Below are 17,665 nucleotides of genomic sequence, written 5' to 3'. Positions count from 1 at the left end.
CAGTGGACGACATCACCGCACTCATCCTGGACGACCACGCCGCCTTCCGGCGCGGCTTCGCCCGCCTCGACGACGCCCGCGACGAGCAGGAGCTGCTCGCCGTCTGGGACGCCCTCGCCCTGCACCTGGACATCCACGCCGAGGCGGAGGAAGCGATCCTCTACCCGCACCTGGTCAAGCACGGCGACGACGGCGAGGACGAGACCGCCGACGCGATCGGCGACCACAACAAGATCCGCGACGCCGTCGCCGAGGCGAAGCTGCACCCGGTCGGCTCGGAGCAGTGGTGGGCGGCGGTCGGCACGGCCCGCCGGGAGAACAGCGAGCACCTCGCCGAGGAAGAGGACGAGGCGCTGCCCGACTTCCGCCGGCACGCCAGCACCGAACTCCGCGCCGAGCTGGGCCAACGCTGGCTCACCTTCTACGGCGAGCACAAGAACGGCCGCAACCTGCCGTTCCGCGACAAGGACCCACAGCAGTACGTCGCCGACCACCGCTGAGATCTCCCCGGCACGGGGGAGTCGCCGGGCCCGGTTCCGGCACGAGAATGACGGGGTGACAGTCCGCGCGGCGCTGACCCCGCTGGTCGCCGGCACCACCTGGCGACGCGGCGTCTTCCTGCTGCTCGGCGGCGTGCTGGCAGTGCCGTACGGGGTGCTCGCGGTGACCTTCGCCCAACTGTTCGCCGACTCGGCGATCCCCCGACCACTTGTCTACGCCCTGCTGGTGATCGCGGTCCTGATCGCCGGGCTGCCGCTGCTGCTGGACGGCAGCCGGGCACTGGAGATCGCCGCCGTACGGGCCCTGCTCGGCGTCGACCTTCCCGAACCCGCACCCGGGTACAGAGGCGACCGGGAGACCCGGCTGCGCAGCGCGCTCTGGATCGCCACCCACCTCATCGTCGGCGCACTGGTGATGATCGCGCTGTTCAGCGCCCTGCCGATGGCACTTGCCTTCATCGCCCAGCAGTTCGGCATCGGCACCGAGGTGATCAGCCGCGAACGGTTCGGGCCGCTGGACGGGCGCGACGGCGGCTGGTTGACGGCGAGCGGGGTGGCCCTGCTTGTCGCCCTCGGTTACGCGGTCGCCGGGCTCGGCGCGCTGGCCGGCTCGATGGCGCCGGTGCTGCTCGGCCCCGCCCCCGCCGAGCGGATCGCCGCCCTGGAAACGCAGGCCATCCGGCTCGCCGAACGCAACCGGCTGGCCCGGGAGCTGCACGACTCGATCGGGCACGCGCTGACCGTGGCCACCCTCCAGGCCGGCGCGGCGCGCGAGGTCCTCGATACCGACCGGGAGTTCGTCCGGCGGGCGCTCACCGCCATCGAGGAGACCGGGCGAACCGCTATGGACGAGTTGGACCACGTGCTCGGGCTGCTCCGGGAGACCGGCAACGACCGCCGGGTGGTGGCGCCGCAGCGTACCCTCGCCGACCTGGACCGGTTGGTCACCGACGCCCGCGCGGCCGGGCTGGCGGTGCACGCGCACCGCGTCGGTGACCCGGCACGGGTGCCCGCGGCGGTCTCCCGGGAGGGCTACCGGATCGTCCAGGAGGGCCTCACCAACGCCGCCCGCTACGGCCACGGGCCGGTGACGCTGCGGCTCGACCTGCACCCGGGAGCACTGGAATTGGAGCTGGTGAACGCGCTGAACCGGCCCGGCCGGGCCGCCCCGGGCCGAGGCGGCCGAGGCCTGGACGGGATGCGGGAACGGGTGCTGCTGCTCGGTGGCCGGATCACCGTCGGCCCCGAAGGCGACCGCTGGCTGATCCGGGCCCGACTGCCGTACGAGGAGGCGACATGAGCACCGGGGTGCTGATCGTCGACGACGACGAGTTGATCCGGGTGGGGCTGCGGGCCATCATCGACGCCCAACCCGACCTGCGGGTGCTCGCCGAAGCCGGCGACGGCGCCGAGGTGCCACCGCTTGTCGCCCGGCACCGCCCGGACGTGGTGCTGATGGACGTGCGGATGCCCCGCATCGACGGCATCCAGGCCACCCGGCACCTGCTGGCCACCTCCGCCGACCCGCCCCGGGTGCTCGTGGTCACCACGTTCGCCAACGACGAGTACGTCTACGAGGCGTTGCGCGCGGGAGCGTCCGGTTTCCTGCTGAAACGGGCCCGGCCCGCCGAGGTGGTGGAGGCGGTCCGGGTGGTCGCGGCGGGCGAGTCGCTGCTCTTCCCAGCCGCGATCCGCCAGCTGGTCGGGGCGTACGGGCCGGTGGGCGGCGACCGGTTGCAGGCTGCCCGGCTCACCGAACGGGAGGCCGAGGTGCTGCGGTTGATGACCACCGGCCGGTCCAACCCGGAGATCGCCGCGCACCTGGTGGTGGGGGTGGAGACGGTAAAGACGCACGTCGGCAACGTGTTGGCCAAGCTCGGGGTCCGTGATCGAACGCAGGCGGTCATCGCCGCCTACGAGTCCGGCTTCGTCACCCCGTCCGGCTGATCGCTCCCTCCGCCGGGGGAGCCGGTTCACCGCCTGCCGGGAGGGAACCGGCCGGGCACCGACCGACGCTGAGAGCATGACAATCGTAAATTCCCCAGCGCTTCGCCCCGGCTCGCGCTGGCCGGACCGGCTCGCCCCGCTGGCCGCCGGTTGGCTGGGCCTGTGGGGTGTCCTCGCCCTGATCGGCGCGCTCACCGACGCCGGTTACCCGTTCGGCGCGAACGACCCGCACGGCGGTGACGTCAACCTGCTGCGCCTGGTCCCGGTGCACCTGGCCACCGCACTGTTCGCCGGCGTACTGCTCACCGCCGCGGTGGCCGCGCTGGCCATGAGCCGCCCGGCTGCACACACGCCCGGCCCGCTGCGGGTGCTGCTCGCCGGCTACGGCTGGGCGGTGGCGTTCCTACTCGCCGTGGTCGTGCCCGACGCCCGGGTGCTTGTCGTTCTCGGCTACCTGCCGATCCTCATCGTCGGAGCACCGTTCGGCTGGCCCCCGGTCGACTACTCCGACGTCTTCAACTGGGCGCTGTTCGCCCGGTTCGCCGCACTGGCCGGCGGACTGCTGCTGGCCGGGGCGGTGCTCACCTGGCAACGGCGTACCGCAGGGGCCTGCGTCGGCTGCGGCCGAGGCGACACCGACCGGGGGTGGACCACCCCGGCCGCCGCCACGCGCTGGGGCCGGTGGGCCGCCGGCACCGCCGCCGTCATCCCGTTGACGTACGCGCTGACCCGGTTCGCCTGGGCTGCCGGCATCCCGCTGGGCATCTCCCGGGAGTTCCTCACCGAGATGCAGGACAGCGGACTGGTGTGGGCCGGGTTCGGGCTCGGTGCGTTCGCCACCGTCGGCGCGATCCTCACCCTCGGGCTGGTGCAGCGCTGGGGTGAGCGATTCCCGCGCTGGATGGTCGGGCTGGCCGGCCGCCGGGTGCCGGCGACTCTGGCGGTGGTGCCCGCCACAGTGGTCGCCATCGCGGTGACGGCGGCCACGCTGGGGCTGCTCAGCAACCCCGAGTTCTGGCGGCTGACCGGCGGCTTCAGCCTGACCGGCGCGCCGATGCTGCTCTGGCCGCTGTGGGGAGTGGCGCTCGGCGCCGCCACGTACGCGTACCACCTGCGCCGCCGGGGCACCTGCCGGCGCTGCGGTCGGGGCTGAAGGTGGGACGGGGTGCTCGCCGATGCTCGGGGCACCCCGGCAAAGGTGAGCTAGCGTGGGGCGGGTGACTGCGCCTAACCCGGTAATCCCGGTTCCACCGGCCGACCTGCCCGGCACGCTCGGCGCGCTGCGGGCAGCCGGTCACCAGTACCGCACCGTCAAGCAGGAACTCCGCGACAACCTTCTCGCCCGGATGCGCTCGGGCGAAGCCCGTTTCCCCGGCATCGTCGGCTACGACGACAGCGTGCTGCCCGAGGTCGAGCGGGCCCTGCTCGCCGGGCACGACATGGTGCTGCTCGGTGAGCGTGGCCAGGGCAAGACCCGGCTGATCCGCGCACTCGGCGCACTGCTCGACGAGTGGACCCCGGTCATCCCCGGCTCGGTGCTCAACGAGCACCCGATGCACCCGCTCACCCCGGCGTCCCGCGCCCAGGTCGCCGAGGCCGGCGATGAGCTGCCGATCGGCTGGCTGCACCGCTCGATGCGCTACGGCGAGAAGCTCGCCACCCCGGACACCAGCGTCGGCGACCTGATCGGTGACGTCGACCCGATCCGGATCGCCCAGGGCCGCACCCTCGGCGACCCGGAGACCATCCACTTCGGGTTGGTGCCGCGCACCAACCGGGGCATCTTCGCCGTCAACGAGCTGCCCGACCTGGCCGAGCGCATCCAGGTGGCGCTGCTCAACGTGCTGGAGGAGCGGGACATCCAGGTCCGCGGCTACCAGCTGCGGCTGCCGCTGGACCTGCTCCTGGTGGCCAGCGCCAACCCGGACGACTACACCAACCGGGGCCGGATCATCACGCCGCTCAAGGACCGGTTCGGCGCGGAGATCCGTACCCACTACCCGGTCGACCTGGAGTTGGAGCTGGCGTTGATCCGGCAGGAGGCCGACCTGGTCGCCGCCGTACCGGAGCATGTGCTCGAGGTGCTGGCCCGCTTCGCCCGCGCCGTGCGGGAGTCGCCCTCGGTGGATCCGCGCTCCGGCGTCTCCGCCCGGTTCGCCATCGCCGCCGCCGAGACGGTCGCCGGTGCCGCGTTGCGCCGGGCCGGGCTGCTGGCCGCCACCGCCACCCCGGAGGGTCGCCCCGAGGCGGCGGTGGCCCGGGTCGGTGACGCGGTGTCGGTGACCAGCACCCTGCGCGGCAAGGTGGAGTTCGAGTCCGGCGAGGAGGGGCGGGAGATCGAGATCCTCGCTCACCTGCTGCGGACCGCGACCGCCGAGACGTTCCGGGCGCACCTGGCCGGGCTGGACCTGTCCGGGTTCACCGCACTCGTCCAGGACGGCGCGGCGATCGAGACCGGCGAGCTGGTAAGCGCTCACGAGCTGCTGCACCAGGTCGGCACCGTGCCCGGTCTGGCGAAGGTCCTCGACCGGCTCGGCCTGGGCGACGCGCCCACCCCGGAGGAGGCCGCCGCTGCCGTCGAGTTCGTGCTGGAAGGGCTGCACCTGACCCGCCGGCTGGGCAAGGACGTCACCGACTCGGGGCGCACCGTCTACGGCGGCCGGGGCTGACCATGGCCGGCAACCGGTTCCGGTACGGGCAGTGGACCGGCGGGCCCGACCCGCTGGCACCCCCGTACGACGTGCGTGGGGCGGTGGACGAGGTCGGCGCCGAGGTGCTGGCCGGCGGCAGCCTGCGGGAGGCGCTACGCAACCTGCTGCGCCGTGGCCCGCAGGGGCGGGGCGGGCTGGACGACCTGGCCGCCCGGGCCCGGCGGCTGCGCCGGGAGGCGCTGCGCCGGGGTGACCTGGACGGCGCGGTGACCAGGGCACGCGCCCTGCTCGACCAGGCCCTCGCCGCCGAGCGCGACGAGTTGCGAGGCCGTGACGACGACGGCGCGCGGTTCGCCGAGTCGGTGCTTGACAATCTGCCCCGCTCGACCGCGCGGGCGGTGGAGGAGTTGTCCGGCTACCAGTGGGCCAGCGACGAGGCGCGCCGGTCGTACCAGCAGATCCTCGACCAGCTCCGGGACGACGTGCTCGGTCAGCGGTTCGCCGGGCTGCGCGACGCCGTCCGCGCGTCCGCCGACCCGGCCGCGCAGCAGCGGCTGGCCGAGATGATGGGCGACCTGAACGACCTGCTGGCCCGGCACGGTCGCGCGGAGGACACCACGGACGCGTTCGCCGAGTTCATGCGGCGGCACGGCGACTTCTTCCCGGAGCAGCCGGAGACCGTCGACGAGCTTATCGACGTGCTGGCCCGCCGCTCGGCGGCCGGTGAGCGACTGATGAACTCGCTCTCCGACCGGCAGCGCGCCGAGCTGGCCGGTCTGATGCAGCAGTCGCTCGGCGACCGCCTCGCGGGGGAGTTGTCCGCGCTCGACGCGAACCTGCGGGCACTGCGCCCGGATCTGCGCTGGGGGCGTGGCGAACGGGTCCGGGGCGACCAGCCACTGGACTACGCCGACGCGGCCGGCGCGCTTGGTGAGATCGGCGAGTTGGACGACCTGCTGGACCAGCTCGACCAGGAACATCCGGGGGCCACGCTTGACGACGTGGACGTCGACGCGGTCGCCCGCACGTTGGGCCGGGAGGCGGCCGACGATGTGCGCCGGCTGCGGGATCTGGAGCGGGAGCTTCGCCGGCAGGGCTGGGTGGGCCGGGACGCCGAAGGGCTCACGCTGAGCCCGAAGGCGCTGCGCCGGCTCGGCGGGACCGCGCTGCGGCGGGTGTTCTCCGACCTGACCGCCGGGCCGCGCGGCCAGCACGACCTGCGCTCTGCCGGGGCCGCCGGCGAGGTCAGCGGGGCGTCACGCGCCTGGGAGTACGGCGACGAGCAGCCGTTGGACGTGGTCCGGACGCTGACCCGGGCGGTTCGCCGGGCCGGGCCGACGGTTCCGGTGCAACTCGCGGTGGACGACTTCGAGGTGGTGGAGACCGAGAAGCGGGCCTCGGCGGCGGTGGTGCTCTGCGTCGACCTGTCGTACTCGATGATCTCCCAGGGTCGTTGGGGGCCGATGAAGCAGACGGCGCTGGCGTTGGCGCACCTCATGGAGACGCGCTTCCCGCAGGACGCCCTGCAGATCGTGGGCTTCGGCCGGGAGGCGATGACGCTCACCCAGCAGGAGTTGGCCGCCGTCGAGCCGGACGGTGAGCAGGGCACCAACCTCCAGCACGCGCTGCGGTTGGCGGGTCGGCACCTGCGCCGACACCCGGACGCCGAGCCGGTGGTCCTGGTGGTCACCGACGGCGAACCGACCGCCCACCTGGACCCGGACGACGGGGAGGCACTGTTCCACTGGCCGCCGCTGCCGGAGACGATCGAGGCGACGGTCCGTGAGGTGGACCGGCTGAGCCGCTACGGTGCCACGCTCAACCTGTTCATGCTCGGCGACGACCCGGGCCTGCGGCGCTTCGTGGACGCGGTGGCCCGGCGCAGCCGAGGTCGCATGTTCACGCCCGACACCGACGACCTCGGCGAGTACGTGGTCTCCGACTATCTCCGCTCCCGCCAATCCCGCCGCTAACGCCCCGCCGGGCAGGTTGACTGGGGGCATGGAGAGTGGAGGGCTGCGGCGGGCCTATGACGGGGTGTTCGTCGAGCTTGACGAGGGGGAGTTCGGTCCGGCTCCGGAGGGGCAGCTCAGCGCGGAGCAGATCGTCGCGCACCTGGTCGCCAACGACGAGCTGATGATCCAGGCCACCGAGGCGCTGCTGGCCGGATCGCCGTTCGCCTACTACGAGTTGGAGGAGGACATCCACCGGCCGCAGCTCGACGCGCTGGCCGCCGAGCAGGGCGGTCTGCGGGGTTTGACCGCCCTGCTGCACGCCACCAGCGACCGGCTGTGCGGGCTCGTCGACCGGCTCGGCCTGGCCGCGGAGACCCCGGTCGAGACCCACCTGCGCGAGGGCTTCGACCTCATCGTGGACGAGCCGCTGCCCTGGTCCCGCACCCTCGACCTGCACACCCGGGTCCACCTACCCAAACACCAGGCCCAACTCCACCTGCTCCGCCCCTGAGCGCCGGTGCCGTTCGCCGGCGCCTCGGGGTGTCGCAGGATCGGCTGCCCCGCCCTGTTGAGCCTGATTCCGCTCTGGCATCAAGATGCCCCACCGGAATCAGGCTCGCCGCGGCAACTCCGTCCCGATCGCGTCGATCATGGAGTTCTGGTGGGGTATAAAAGCGGCATAATCGGGCTTACCGGTCACCACGACTCCATGATCGACGCGGACATGGGCGACGCGGGCCGGGGGTGGAAGGTGCGGCGGTAGGTCGACGGCGCGACGCCGATGCGTTGGTGTAGTTGCTGGCGCAGGGCGGCGCTGGTGCCGAAACCCGTGCGGTGCGCGATCTGCTCGACGGTGAGTTCGGTCGTCTCCAGCAGCAGTCGTGCGTGATCGGTGCGCTGTTGCAGCAGCCACTGCGCCGGGCTCAGGCCGGTCTCCGAGCGGAAGCGCCGGGTGAAGGTACGCACGCTCATCCGCGCCTGTTCGGCCAGGTCCCGCAGAACGATCGGCTCGTGTAGCCGTTGCCGTGCCCACTCCCGGGCGCCCGCGGTGCTGGTGTCGGTGACCTTCGGCACCGGCCGCTCGATGTACTGCGCCTGGCCGCCGTCCCGCCACGGCGGCATCACGCAGCGGCGGGCCGCCCGGTTGGCCACCTCGCTGCCGTGGTCGAGGCGGATGACGTGCAGGCAGAGGTCGATGCCGGCGGCGACTCCGGCCGAGGTGAGCACCCGGTCGTCGACGATGAAGAGCACACCCGGGTCGAGGTCCACCTTGTCGTGCAGGCGGCGAAACTCCTCCGTGTACGCCCAGTGGGTGGTCGCCCGACGCCCGTCGAGCAGCCCGGCGGCGGCCAGCACGAACGCCCCGGTGCAGATCGACATGATCCGGGCGCCCCGCTGGTACGCCGCCCGTAACGCCTCGGCCGCCGCCGGCTCGACGGTGCCCGAGGTCAACGCGCTGCCGGCGTGGATGCCGGGGACGATCACCGTGTCGGCGGTGTCGAGCAACTCCAGACCGTGGTCGGGGAGCACCTGGAAACCGGCAGTGCTCCGCACCGGCCGCCCGCCCGGGGTGCACACCCGTACGTCGTACAGGTGCGTGTCCTCGGCGGTGCGGGCGGTGCTGAAGACCTGCGAGGGGGTGCCGAGGTCCAGGCCGACCACCTGGTCCAGGGCGAGTACGGCGATCCGGTGCGGGCGAACGGTCATGGCCCGATTATTGCGCATGATGGCTTTCCGGCCACTCGTCGCGGTGACCGAGCCCGCCCAGACTGGTTCCGTGACCAAGAACCGTCGTCTGCATCCCGCCTGGCTGGTCGCCGCCGTCGCCTTCGTGGCGCTGGTCGGCGCGGCCGGCTTCCGCGCCACCCCGTCGGTGCTGCTGCACCCGCTGCACGAGGAGTTCGGTTGGCCGCTGGCCACCATCTCCGCCGCCGTCTCGGTCAACCTGCTGCTCTACGGGCTCACCGCGCCGTTCGCCGCCGCCCTGATGGACCGGTTCGGCATCCGCCGGGTGGTCTCGGTGGCGCTGCTGCTTGTCGCGGCGGGCAGTGGGTTGACGGTCTTCATGAGCGCCAGCTGGCAGCTACTGCTCTGCTGGGGCGTGCTGGTCGGGCTGGGCACCGGGTCGATGGCGCTGGCGTTCGTGGCCACCATCACCGGGCGCTGGTTCGTGCGTCGCCGAGGTCTGGTCACCGGTGTGCTGACCGCCGGTGGGGCGGCCGGACAGCTGGTGTTCCTGCCACTGATCGCCGTCCTGGTCCGCGACCACGGCTGGCGTACCGCCGCGCTCGTCGTGGCCGGAGCCGCACTTGCGGTCGTACCCCTTGTGGTGTGGTTGCTGCGCGAGCACCCGGCGGATCTCGGGCTGCCCGCCTACGGGGCGACCGAGGTCGTCGCGGCACCGCCGGCGACCGGCGGGGCGGCGGCCCGGGCGCTGGGCGCGCTGACGACGGCGGCCCGGACCCGCCCGTTCTGGCTGCTGGCCGGCGGGTTCGCGATCTGCGGGGCGACCACGAACGGCCTGGTCGGTACGCACTTCGTGCCCGCCGCACACGACCACGGCATGCCCCAGACCACCGCGGCCGGACTGCTCGCCCTGGTCGGGCTCTTCGACATCGTCGGGACCATCGCCTCCGGCTGGCTCACCGACCGGGTGGACAGCCGGTTGCTGCTCGGCATGTACTACGCGCTGCGTGGGGCGTCCCTGCTGGTCCTGCCGAGCCTGTTCGCCGGCTCCGCCAGACCGAGCATGCTGGTGTTCATCATCTTCTACGGCCTGGACTGGGTGGCGACCGTGCCGCCGACGGTGGCGCTGTGCCGGGAGTACTTCGGCACCGCCGGGGCTGTGGTGTTCGGTTGGGTGTTCGCCGCCCACCAGTTCGGCGCGGCGATCGCCGCGACCGGTGCGGGGCTGGTGCGGGACCAGCTCGGCGACTACGCGATGGCCTGGTACGCGGCGGGAGCGCTGTCGATCGGCGCCGCCGGGCTGTCGTTGCTGCTGCGTCGACGGCCGGGCCAACCGGTGCCGGCGGCCGTGCTGGCCGCCGCGACCGCACCGAAGGCGTGGAGCTTCCGGGGCTGAGCTGCGGTGCGCCGGCCGGTCAGCCCAGCGTCCACTGCTGGGCCGGCCGGCTGTCGCACTGTCGCTGCCGGATGTCGTCGCCGGCCTCGACGCCCTCGTTGTCGGCCTGGGCGCACTTGCCGCTGTGCACCGCGACCAGCAGCACCGGGCCGTTGCCGATGGGGTTCAGCCGCCACTGCTGGTTGGTCCCACCGTGGCAGGGGAACTGCATGAGCGCCGTGCCGTCGTCCTGGCTGCCACCCTCGACGTCGAGGCACTGCCCGGACGCGGCGTTGGTCACCGTCGACGCCTCCGGGCCGACCGGGGTGATCACCCAATCCTGCTCCGGGCCGCCGGTGCAGACCGCCAGGTGCGCCTTCGCCTGCTGGCCTTCGCCGTAGAGCCCCAGGCACAGGCCCGAGTCGGCCTTGAACACCCGGGGCCCGGTCACCGGCTCGGCGGCTGTCCCCGGGCTGGGCTCGGCCGCCGCGCCGGTGGGCTGCGCTTCGGTGGGCTGCGGTTCGGTGGGCTGCGGCTCGATGGACGGTGCGCCGACCGGCGCCGGCACTGTCGGCTCGTCGTCGCTGTCGAACAGCCCGGTGCCGAAGAGCACCCCGAGGAGTACCCCGACCACCCCGACCGCCAGCGCCACCCGCAGCAGCGGATCGGCGAGCGGGCCAGACCGGGCTGCTCGTCGGCCGCCGCCGTAGACGGTGCCGGTGGGGTTGGGGCGTTCCTCGGACGCGGACATGGGCGTCATCCTCACCCACCGCCGCCGGCGGCTGCCAGTCGGCGGGTCGGTCGCCGACCCGGAGCGGCGTTCAGCGGGTGGGTTGCGGGTCGGTGACGTCGGCCACTGTGGCATCCAGGGCCGTGATCGCGGCGTCGGCGTCGATCGCGACGGCGAGGCCACGCTCCCCGGAGCCAAGCGTGATCTCCCGGCCGCGTAGCCGCTCGTCGGCGATCACCGGCCAGGCCGTGCTCGCGCCGAACGGGGTGATGGTGCCGCGCTCGTAACCGGTCGCGGCCAGCGCGCCGGCGGCGTCCGGCATGGAGAGTCGGTGCACCCCGAGCAGGGCGCGCAGTTTGGGCCAGGAGATGACCCGGTCGCCGGGGGTGAGCACGAACAGGTGATCAATTGCACTCCGGCGCACCACTATCGTTTTGACGACGTCGGGAACTGCCACCCCCCGAGCCGCGGCGGCCTCCGCGAGGCTGCCGACCGCACCGTGGCTGACCAGGCGATATGTCAGTCCGGCGGCGTTCAGGGCGGTGATCGCGGGCGATGGCATGCCCGCCACGGTAACCGCCTGACCTGCCACCGGACGGGAAACCGCCGCAGCCCACATCCCACGGTTTCCCAAGTACGAGCGTAAGGTGATCACATGCGCGCTGAGCGTGTGGATCACCCCATTGACCATGATCAAGCGGTGGACACGCTGCGACGGTCGTACGCCGCGGTGCCCACTGGCGAGCCTGTCCGGCTGGCCAAACGAACCTCCAACCTGTTCCGCCCCCGGTCCGCACCCCGGACTCCGGGGCTCGACGTGAGCGGCCTGAACGGCGTGCTGTCGGTCGACCCGACCGGGCGCACCGCCGACGTGCAGGGCATGTGCACCTACGAGGACCTGGTCGACGCCACGCTGCCGCACGGGCTGATGCCGCTCGTGGTGCCGCAGTTGCGCACCATCACGCTCGGCGGCGCGGTGACCGGCCTGGGGATCGAGTCCACCTCGTTCCGCAACGGCCTGCCGCACGAGTCGGTGCAGGAGTTGGACGTGCTCACCGGCTCGGGTGAGATCGTCACCGCCCGACCCGACGGGGAGCACGCCGACCTGTTCACCGCGTTCCCCAACTCGCTGGGCAGTCTCGGTTACGCGACCCGGCTGCGCATCGAGCTGCAACCGGTGGGCCGGTACGTGGCGCTGCGCAACGTCCGGTTCACCGACCTGACGGCGCTCACCGACGCGATCGCGGAGGTGACAGCGACCCGGTCGTGGGCCGGGCAGCCGGTCGACGCGATGGACGGGGTGATGTTCAGCCCCGGCGAGGCGTACCTGGTCTTCGCCACGTTCACCGACGCCGCAGACCCGCCGAGCGACTACACCGGTCAGTCGATCTACTACCGGTCACTGCGTCGGCGCACCCGGGACGTGCTCACCGCGTACGACTATCTCTGGCGCTGGGACACCGACTGGTTCTGGTGCTCTGCGGCGTTCGGCGCGCAGCACCCGGTCGTGCGGCGGCTCTGGCCGGCGCGCTACCGGCGCAGCGACTTCTACCACCGGCTGGTCCGGCTCGAGCACCGCCACCAGGTGGCGGCCCGGATCGACAGGCTGCGCGGGCAGCCCGCCCGGGAGCGGGTCGTGCAGGACGTGGAGATCCCGCTCGACCGCACGGCCGACTTCCTGCGCTGGTTCGCCGGCGCGGTGGGGATGACCCCGGTGTGGCTGTGTCCGTTGCGGCTGCGTGAGCCGGCGGGAGCCGGTTCGGCGCGGTCGTGGCCGCTATATCCACTCCGGCCAGGGCAGGACTACGTCAACATTGGTTTCTGGGGGAGCGTGCCGATCGCGCCCGGCGCCGCCGACGGCGACGTCAACCGCACGATCGAACGCAGGGTGTCGGAGTCGGGCGGGCACAAGTCGCTCTACTCCGACGCGTACTACGACCGGGACGCCTTCGATCGCCTGTACGGCGGCGACACATGGCGGGCGGTGAAAGACCGCTACGACCCGGACCACCGGCTGACGGGACTGTACGAAAAGGCGGTAGCACGAGCATGAGCCTGACCGACAGAGATCAGGGGGCGGCGAGCGTCCCCGCCACCCCGCCGGCGGGGGGCCGGCACACGGGTCCGACCGTGGCGGATGTCGTCCGCGCGGTCACCACGGGGCCGTTACCGGTGCGGATCACCGGGTACGACGGCAGTTCCGTCGGCCCTTCCGACGCCGGTATCACCCTGGCGATCCGTTCCGAGCGAGGGCTGTCCTACCTGCTCACCGCTCCGGGTGACCTGGGCATGGCGCGGGCCTACGTCAGTGGTGACCTGGCGTTGCAGGGGGTGCACCCGGGTGACCCGTACGAGGCGTTGCGGGTTCTCAAGGACGAGTTGCGGCTGCGCCCACCGTCGCTTACCGAAGGGCTGGCGCTGGTCCGTGGGCTGGGCTGGGAGCGGCTGATGCCGCCGCCGGCTCCGCCGCAGGAGGCCCAGCCGCGGTGGAAGCGGGTGATGAACGGGCTGCGGCACTCCCGGGTGCGGGACAGCACGGCGATCTCGCACCACTACGACGTCTCCAACGCCTTCTACGAGAAGGTGCTCGGCCCGTCGATGACGTACACCTGCGCGGTTTTCCGGTCTCCGGACGACACGCTGGAGCAGGCCCAGGCGGCCAAGTACGACCTGGTCGCCGGCAAGCTGGCGTTGAAGAAGGGGATGCGGCTGCTGGACGTGGGCTGCGGTTGGGGTGGCATGGTCCGGCACGCCGCCCGCGAGTACGGCGTCAAGGCGCTCGGGGTGACCCTGTCGAAGGCGCAGGCGCAGTGGGCGCAGGCGGCGATCGAGCGGGAGGGGCTGACCGGGCTGGCCGAGGTGCGGCACCTGGACTACCGGGACGCGCCGGCGGAGCAGTTCGACGCCATCTCCTCGATCGGGCTGACCGAGCACATCGGGGTGCGCAACTACCCGGCCTACTTCGGGGCGCTGCGCTCCCGGCTGCGGGCCGGGGGCCGGCTGCTCAACCACACAATCACGCGGGCGGACAATCGGGCGCCGCACCGCTCCGGCGCGTTCATCGACAGGTACGTCTTCCCGGACGGGGAGTTGGCCGGTCCGGGTCGACTGATCAGCGAGGTGCACGACGCCGGGTTGGAGGTGCACCATGAGGAGAATCTGCGCCAGCACTACGCGCTGACGCTTGCGGCCTGGTGCCGCAACCTGGTGGAGCACTGGGACTTCTGCGTCTCCGAGGTGGGTGCGGGGACCGCCCGGGTGTGGGGCCTCTACATGTCCGGCTCGCGGATGGCGTTCGAGCGCAACGGCATCCAGCTGCACCAGGTGCTGGCCACGCACAACGGCCCGGATGGGGTGAACGGCTACCCGTTGCGACCGGACTGGTTGCCCTGATCACCTGCTGAACGCCGCCTGAAGCCGCGTCGAGAAAAGTCGGCGCGGCTTCTCGCGAAGCGATTGACAAAGAAGTTTTGTACGTACAAACTGATTTTGCCATGAGAGAGATCCTGTACCTGGAGCAGATCGAGCAGGCCGAGGTCCTGCTCAAGCCGCAGCGCGTCGAGGTGTTGCGGCAACTCGCCGAACCGCGCACCTGCACCGAGGTCGCGGCCCGGCTCGACCAGACGCCCCAACGCGTCTACTACCACGTCAAGCAGCTCGTCGCGGCCGGCCTCGTCGAGCTGGTAAACGAGCGCAAGGTCCGCGGCATCACCGAAGGCATCTACCAGGCGGCCGCCCGGTCGTACTGGCTGTCCCCCCGGCTCGTCGGCCGGATCGGGCTGCGCCGGGCCCGCGACGAGCTGAGCCTGGGCTACCTGCTCGATCTGATGGAGGAGGTCCAGGCCGACATCGCCGGCCTGGACCGGACGGCGCCCGAGCTGCCCTCGATCGGCGTCTCCGGCGAGATCCGAGTGCCGGCCGAGCAGCGCCAGCAGTTCCTGCACGACCTGCAAACCGCACTTCAGGACCTGTTCACCCGCTACGGCGGCAGCGAAGGAGACGCCTTCAAGCTGGCCGTCGCCTGCTATCCGAAAGGCACTGACAATGAGTGAGCCGATGAAGATCCAGGCCCGCCTCTCCGCGCCCGTCGGGCGCGTCCGGAAGGCCCTGACCGACCCGGCCGAGCTGCGACTCTGGCTGGCCGAGCACGCCGAGGTCGAGCTGCCCCAGCGGTACGAGTTCTGGGGCCGCTACACGCCCGAGGGTGACGCCCCGCACCAGCGGCTGCTGCACGCCGACGACGACACGCTGCGCTTCAGCTGGCTGCTCGACGGGGTGGAGACCACCACCGAGTTCCAGTTGACCGCCGAGAGCGCCGACAGCACAGTGCTGACGCTGATCCAGAGCCACTTCGACTTCGCCGAGGCGATGAGCGGCTCAAGCATCCGGGGCGTGCTCCAGACGTACTGGTCGCTGTCCATCGCCAACCTGGCCGCCCATCTGGAGGGCAAGCCACTGCTGCCCCGCACCGACTTCACCTCCGCCGACCTGCGCGGTGAGCTGGTCATCGCCGCCCCCGCCGACAAGGTGTGGGAGTCGCTCACCGACTCCGAGCAGGCCAGCGCCTGGTTCGGCTACCCGATCGGCATCGAGCCCTGGGTCGGCGGCCGGTACGCCATGGGCGGCTTCGAGACCGGTTACGCGGCCAAGATCGTCGACCTGGAGCCGGGTCGCCGGATGTCTGTCGACTGGGGACCGACCGGTGTGACGAACTGGGAGCTGGCCGAGTCCAACGGCCGGACCACGCTGACCTTCGTGCAGAGCGGCTTCGACGAGGCCAACCCCCCGTACGGGGCCTGGAGCGGGTCGGTTGCCGGGCTGTTCGAGCTGCGCCGCTTCCACGAGGTGTCGAACTGGCAGCCGATCTGGCTCCCCGCCGAGATCCCCGGCCTGGAGCCGGCCAGCTGATTCCCACCCGACCGCACGATCGTGCTCGACCACGGATCCGGTGACCTCGGCTGCGCCGGGAGGCCACCGGATCCGGGGGGTCGAGCACGATCGTGCGGATCCTTGGAGCGGATCTGGTGACTTTTCGCTGTGGAGTGGGTACTGGCGGGCGATGTTCTTCATCTTTGGTCTGCGTACCAAGGTCGACCGGTCCGGTGTCGTGCAGCAGGTCTGCCGACACTGCGGCAACCAGGCCGCGCAGGTGATCACCCGCCGTTCGACGAAATTCAGCCTGTTCTTCATACCCCTCATCCCGATCCGCACCCGGTACGCGCAGCAGTGCACGTTCTGCGGGGCGCAGTACGAGATCTCCAGGTCCGACGCCGAGCGCCTCCCGGTCGGCTGAGCCGCAGATGTCCTGGCTTTTCGCGTGGCTGATCCGTCGGCCGTCGCCGTCCTGCGGCCCTGCGGTGCACACCGCCCCGCGCGCACCCTGCACCCCGGGCCGGCGTAAGCGCCGTCGGGCCCGCCGTCCGGTGGCCGGCACCGGGTTGCCCCGCTCGCCGTGGAACCGCTCGGCCGGGCGCTGACCACCTCCGTCGCCGATACCGGTGGCCGACCCGCGCCGGTCAGGTGCCGGCCATCGGTGCCGGCGCGAACAGGGGCGGCACCGGATCGGCCGCCCGGATCACGGCGACCAGGTGTGTCAGCTGCCGGAAGTCGCCACCGGCCGCCCTGATCTGGACGTCCGCGTCGGCGTGGTTGCCGAGGTGGCATTCGGCGATCGCCCGCAGGAGGAACCCGACGCTGCACAGCTCCGGCGGGTCGGCACCGGGCCGGATGTCGAGAAGCAGCGAGCGGGCCTGCGCCGGCCGCTGGTTGAGCAGGTGGGCCAGGCCCATGGCGACCCGAGCGGACAGGCTGCGCGGGTGTACGCGGTAGCCGATCTCGGCCAGTTCAGCGATCTCCAGCACCTCGTGGTGGGCCACCGGCGATCCGGTCACCACAGCGGCGTACAGGTACCACAGTCCGAACTGGACGCTGAGCACCTGCCCGATCGCCGCGGCGGTCCGGGGATCGGTGCTGTCGGCGCGGGCCATTGCCGCAAGTCGCTCGGCGTCGGCCATGAGTTCCGCCACCGAGTGCCCGTGTCCCGTGCTCCAACGCTCGTGGAAGGCGGCGAGCGCGAGTCGCGGATCGTCACCCCCATCCGGATCGCCGAGACGACCGCTGTGGGTCGCGCCGCCCCTTATCGCCCGCAGGGTTCTGGCGATCTCCTCCTGGTAGTACGCCGCCAGCAGCGCGGCGGTGGTGGCCTTCGGTGACCGTAGCCAGCGCAGCAGGTTGCGGCCGTCGCTGTGGGGCGAGGCCAGGGGGCCGCTGTGGGGCGGGGCCAGGGGAATGAGGTTGGTCAGCCCGAGCAGCGCCGCGAAGAACGCCGCGCCGATCAGTGCGGCCCGGGTCAACGGAGTGCTCGTCATCGCCGTGGCGGCACCGAGCACCGCCGCGGTGCAGAGGTTCGCCATCGGCCCACCGAGGTAGAACAACGCCATCCGCAGTGGCAACGCGGACGTCGACGGTGCCGGCCGGACCGACACCTCGTTGCGCCACCCGTTGAACGGCGCGATGCGCACCGAGATGACCTCCAGGCGCAGCAGCTTCGCCACCACGAGGTGCCCGCCCTCGTGCAGGACGAGGTGCAGCCAGAACGCCAGGCAGGTGCAGCCGACGGCGACGAGCGCGCCGGTCACGGACTCGGTGACGAGCAACGCGAAGACCATCCCCTCCAACACCAGCAGGAGGGCGACGACGATCAGTCGGCGGAGGGAAATCACCGGGGGATGGTACGGCGAGACGGCTCGACGCGTGGGTACGCCACAGTGCACCCCCGCGCGGTCGGGCCCGGCCGAGGTGATCCGCCCCGTTGTGGCCGG

17 protein-coding genes are annotated in these 17,665 nt (G+C 72.1%); 13 read left to right on the top strand and 4 right to left on the bottom strand.

Going from position 1 to position 17,665, the window contains the following annotated elements:
* The first annotated feature begins 2 nt into the window (after positions 1-2).
* The 7 genes from AB0B86_RS28410 (at position 3) to AB0B86_RS28380 (ending at position 7,564) form a co-directional block, all read left to right on the top strand.
* Positions 3-500: a hemerythrin domain-containing protein gene (locus AB0B86_RS28410; RefSeq protein WP_357405177.1), complete on the top strand. Its 498-nt coding sequence runs from the start codon at positions 3-5 to the stop codon at positions 498-500.
* Between the two features lie 55 nt (positions 501-555).
* Entirely contained in the window at positions 556-1,800 is a 1,245-nt protein-coding gene (locus tag AB0B86_RS28405) for a histidine kinase (RefSeq protein ID WP_357405175.1), read from the top strand.
* On the top strand, positions 1,797-2,447 hold the full coding sequence (locus tag AB0B86_RS28400) for a response regulator transcription factor (RefSeq protein WP_357405173.1): 651 nt from the start codon (positions 1,797-1,799) through the stop codon (positions 2,445-2,447). Before AB0B86_RS28405 ends, AB0B86_RS28400 begins: the two co-directional genes overlap by 4 nt.
* Positions 2,448-2,523: 76 nt before the next feature.
* A complete protein-coding gene (locus tag AB0B86_RS28395; RefSeq protein WP_357405171.1) occupies positions 2,524-3,600 on the top strand; it encodes a hypothetical protein in 1,077 nt (358 codons plus the stop codon).
* A gap of 55 nt (positions 3,601-3,655) precedes the next feature.
* Entirely contained in the window at positions 3,656-5,116 is a 1,461-nt protein-coding gene (locus AB0B86_RS28390; RefSeq protein WP_357405169.1) for a sigma 54-interacting transcriptional regulator, read from the top strand.
* A gap of 2 nt (positions 5,117-5,118) precedes the next feature.
* A complete protein-coding gene (locus tag AB0B86_RS28385) occupies positions 5,119-7,071 on the top strand; it encodes a VWA domain-containing protein (RefSeq protein WP_357405167.1) in 1,953 nt (650 codons plus the stop codon).
* A 28-nt stretch (positions 7,072-7,099) separates the two neighbouring features.
* Positions 7,100-7,564: a hypothetical protein gene (locus AB0B86_RS28380; RefSeq protein ID WP_357405165.1), complete on the top strand. Its 465-nt coding sequence runs from the start codon at positions 7,100-7,102 to the stop codon at positions 7,562-7,564.
* 185 nt (positions 7,565-7,749) lie between these two features.
* Here the strand turns inward: AB0B86_RS28380 and AB0B86_RS28375 are convergent, their stop codons facing one another.
* On the bottom strand, positions 7,750-8,778 hold the full coding sequence (locus AB0B86_RS28375; protein WP_357420160.1) for a DJ-1/PfpI family protein: 1,029 nt from the start codon (positions 8,776-8,778) through the stop codon (positions 7,750-7,752).
* Between the two features lie 52 nt (positions 8,779-8,830).
* On the opposite strand from AB0B86_RS28375, the gene AB0B86_RS28370 reads away from it, so the two are divergent.
* Entirely contained in the window at positions 8,831-10,135 is a 1,305-nt protein-coding gene (locus AB0B86_RS28370; protein WP_357405162.1) for an MFS transporter, read from the top strand.
* 19 nt (positions 10,136-10,154) lie between these two features.
* Here AB0B86_RS28370 and AB0B86_RS28365 read toward each other — a convergent pair whose 3' ends face one another.
* A complete protein-coding gene (locus tag AB0B86_RS28365; RefSeq protein ID WP_357405160.1) occupies positions 10,155-10,865 on the bottom strand; it encodes an RICIN domain-containing protein in 711 nt (236 codons plus the stop codon).
* A 70-nt stretch (positions 10,866-10,935) separates the two neighbouring features.
* A complete protein-coding gene (locus AB0B86_RS28360) occupies positions 10,936-11,406 on the bottom strand; it encodes a YbaK/EbsC family protein (protein WP_357420159.1) in 471 nt (156 codons plus the stop codon).
* 93 nt (positions 11,407-11,499) lie between these two features.
* Here AB0B86_RS28360 and AB0B86_RS28355 point away from each other — a divergent pair, with 93 nt between their 5' ends.
* The 5 genes from AB0B86_RS28355 (at position 11,500) to AB0B86_RS28335 (ending at position 16,137) form a co-directional block, all read left to right on the top strand.
* Positions 11,500-12,897 (top strand): FAD-binding oxidoreductase, encoded by a 1,398-nt coding sequence (locus tag AB0B86_RS28355; protein ID WP_357420158.1) that lies wholly within the window; start codon positions 11,500-11,502, stop codon positions 12,895-12,897.
* Positions 12,894-14,237, top strand: a complete 1,344-nt coding sequence (locus tag AB0B86_RS28350) for a class I SAM-dependent methyltransferase (protein ID WP_357420157.1) — start codon at positions 12,894-12,896, stop codon at positions 14,235-14,237. Before AB0B86_RS28355 ends, AB0B86_RS28350 begins: the two co-directional genes overlap by 4 nt.
* A 101-nt stretch (positions 14,238-14,338) precedes the next feature.
* Positions 14,339-14,896, top strand: coding sequence for a helix-turn-helix domain-containing protein (locus tag AB0B86_RS28345; RefSeq protein ID WP_357405152.1), 558 nt, complete (start codon positions 14,339-14,341; stop codon positions 14,894-14,896).
* The gene (locus tag AB0B86_RS28340; protein ID WP_357420156.1) at positions 14,889-15,752 is read left to right on the top strand and encodes an SRPBCC family protein; all 864 of its coding nucleotides are present in this window, start codon (positions 14,889-14,891) and stop codon (positions 15,750-15,752) included. The genes AB0B86_RS28345 and AB0B86_RS28340 overlap by 8 nt, the downstream gene beginning before the upstream one ends.
* A gap of 151 nt (positions 15,753-15,903) precedes the next feature.
* Entirely contained in the window at positions 15,904-16,137 is a 234-nt protein-coding gene (locus AB0B86_RS28335; protein WP_355592395.1) for a zinc-ribbon domain-containing protein, read from the top strand.
* A gap of 223 nt (positions 16,138-16,360) precedes the next feature.
* On the opposite strand, the gene AB0B86_RS28330 is transcribed toward AB0B86_RS28335, so the two are convergent.
* Positions 16,361-17,566: a hypothetical protein gene (locus tag AB0B86_RS28330; RefSeq protein ID WP_357420155.1), complete on the bottom strand. Its 1,206-nt coding sequence runs from the start codon at positions 17,564-17,566 to the stop codon at positions 16,361-16,363.
* Positions 17,567-17,665 lie beyond the last annotated feature (99 nt).

Origin of the sequence: Micromonospora sp. NPDC049047 (genome assembly GCF_040649135.1) — a bacterium.
Classification (GTDB): Bacteria; Actinomycetota; Actinomycetes; order Mycobacteriales; family Micromonosporaceae; genus Micromonospora.
This window is presented reverse-complemented; position numbering and strand designations above follow the sequence as displayed.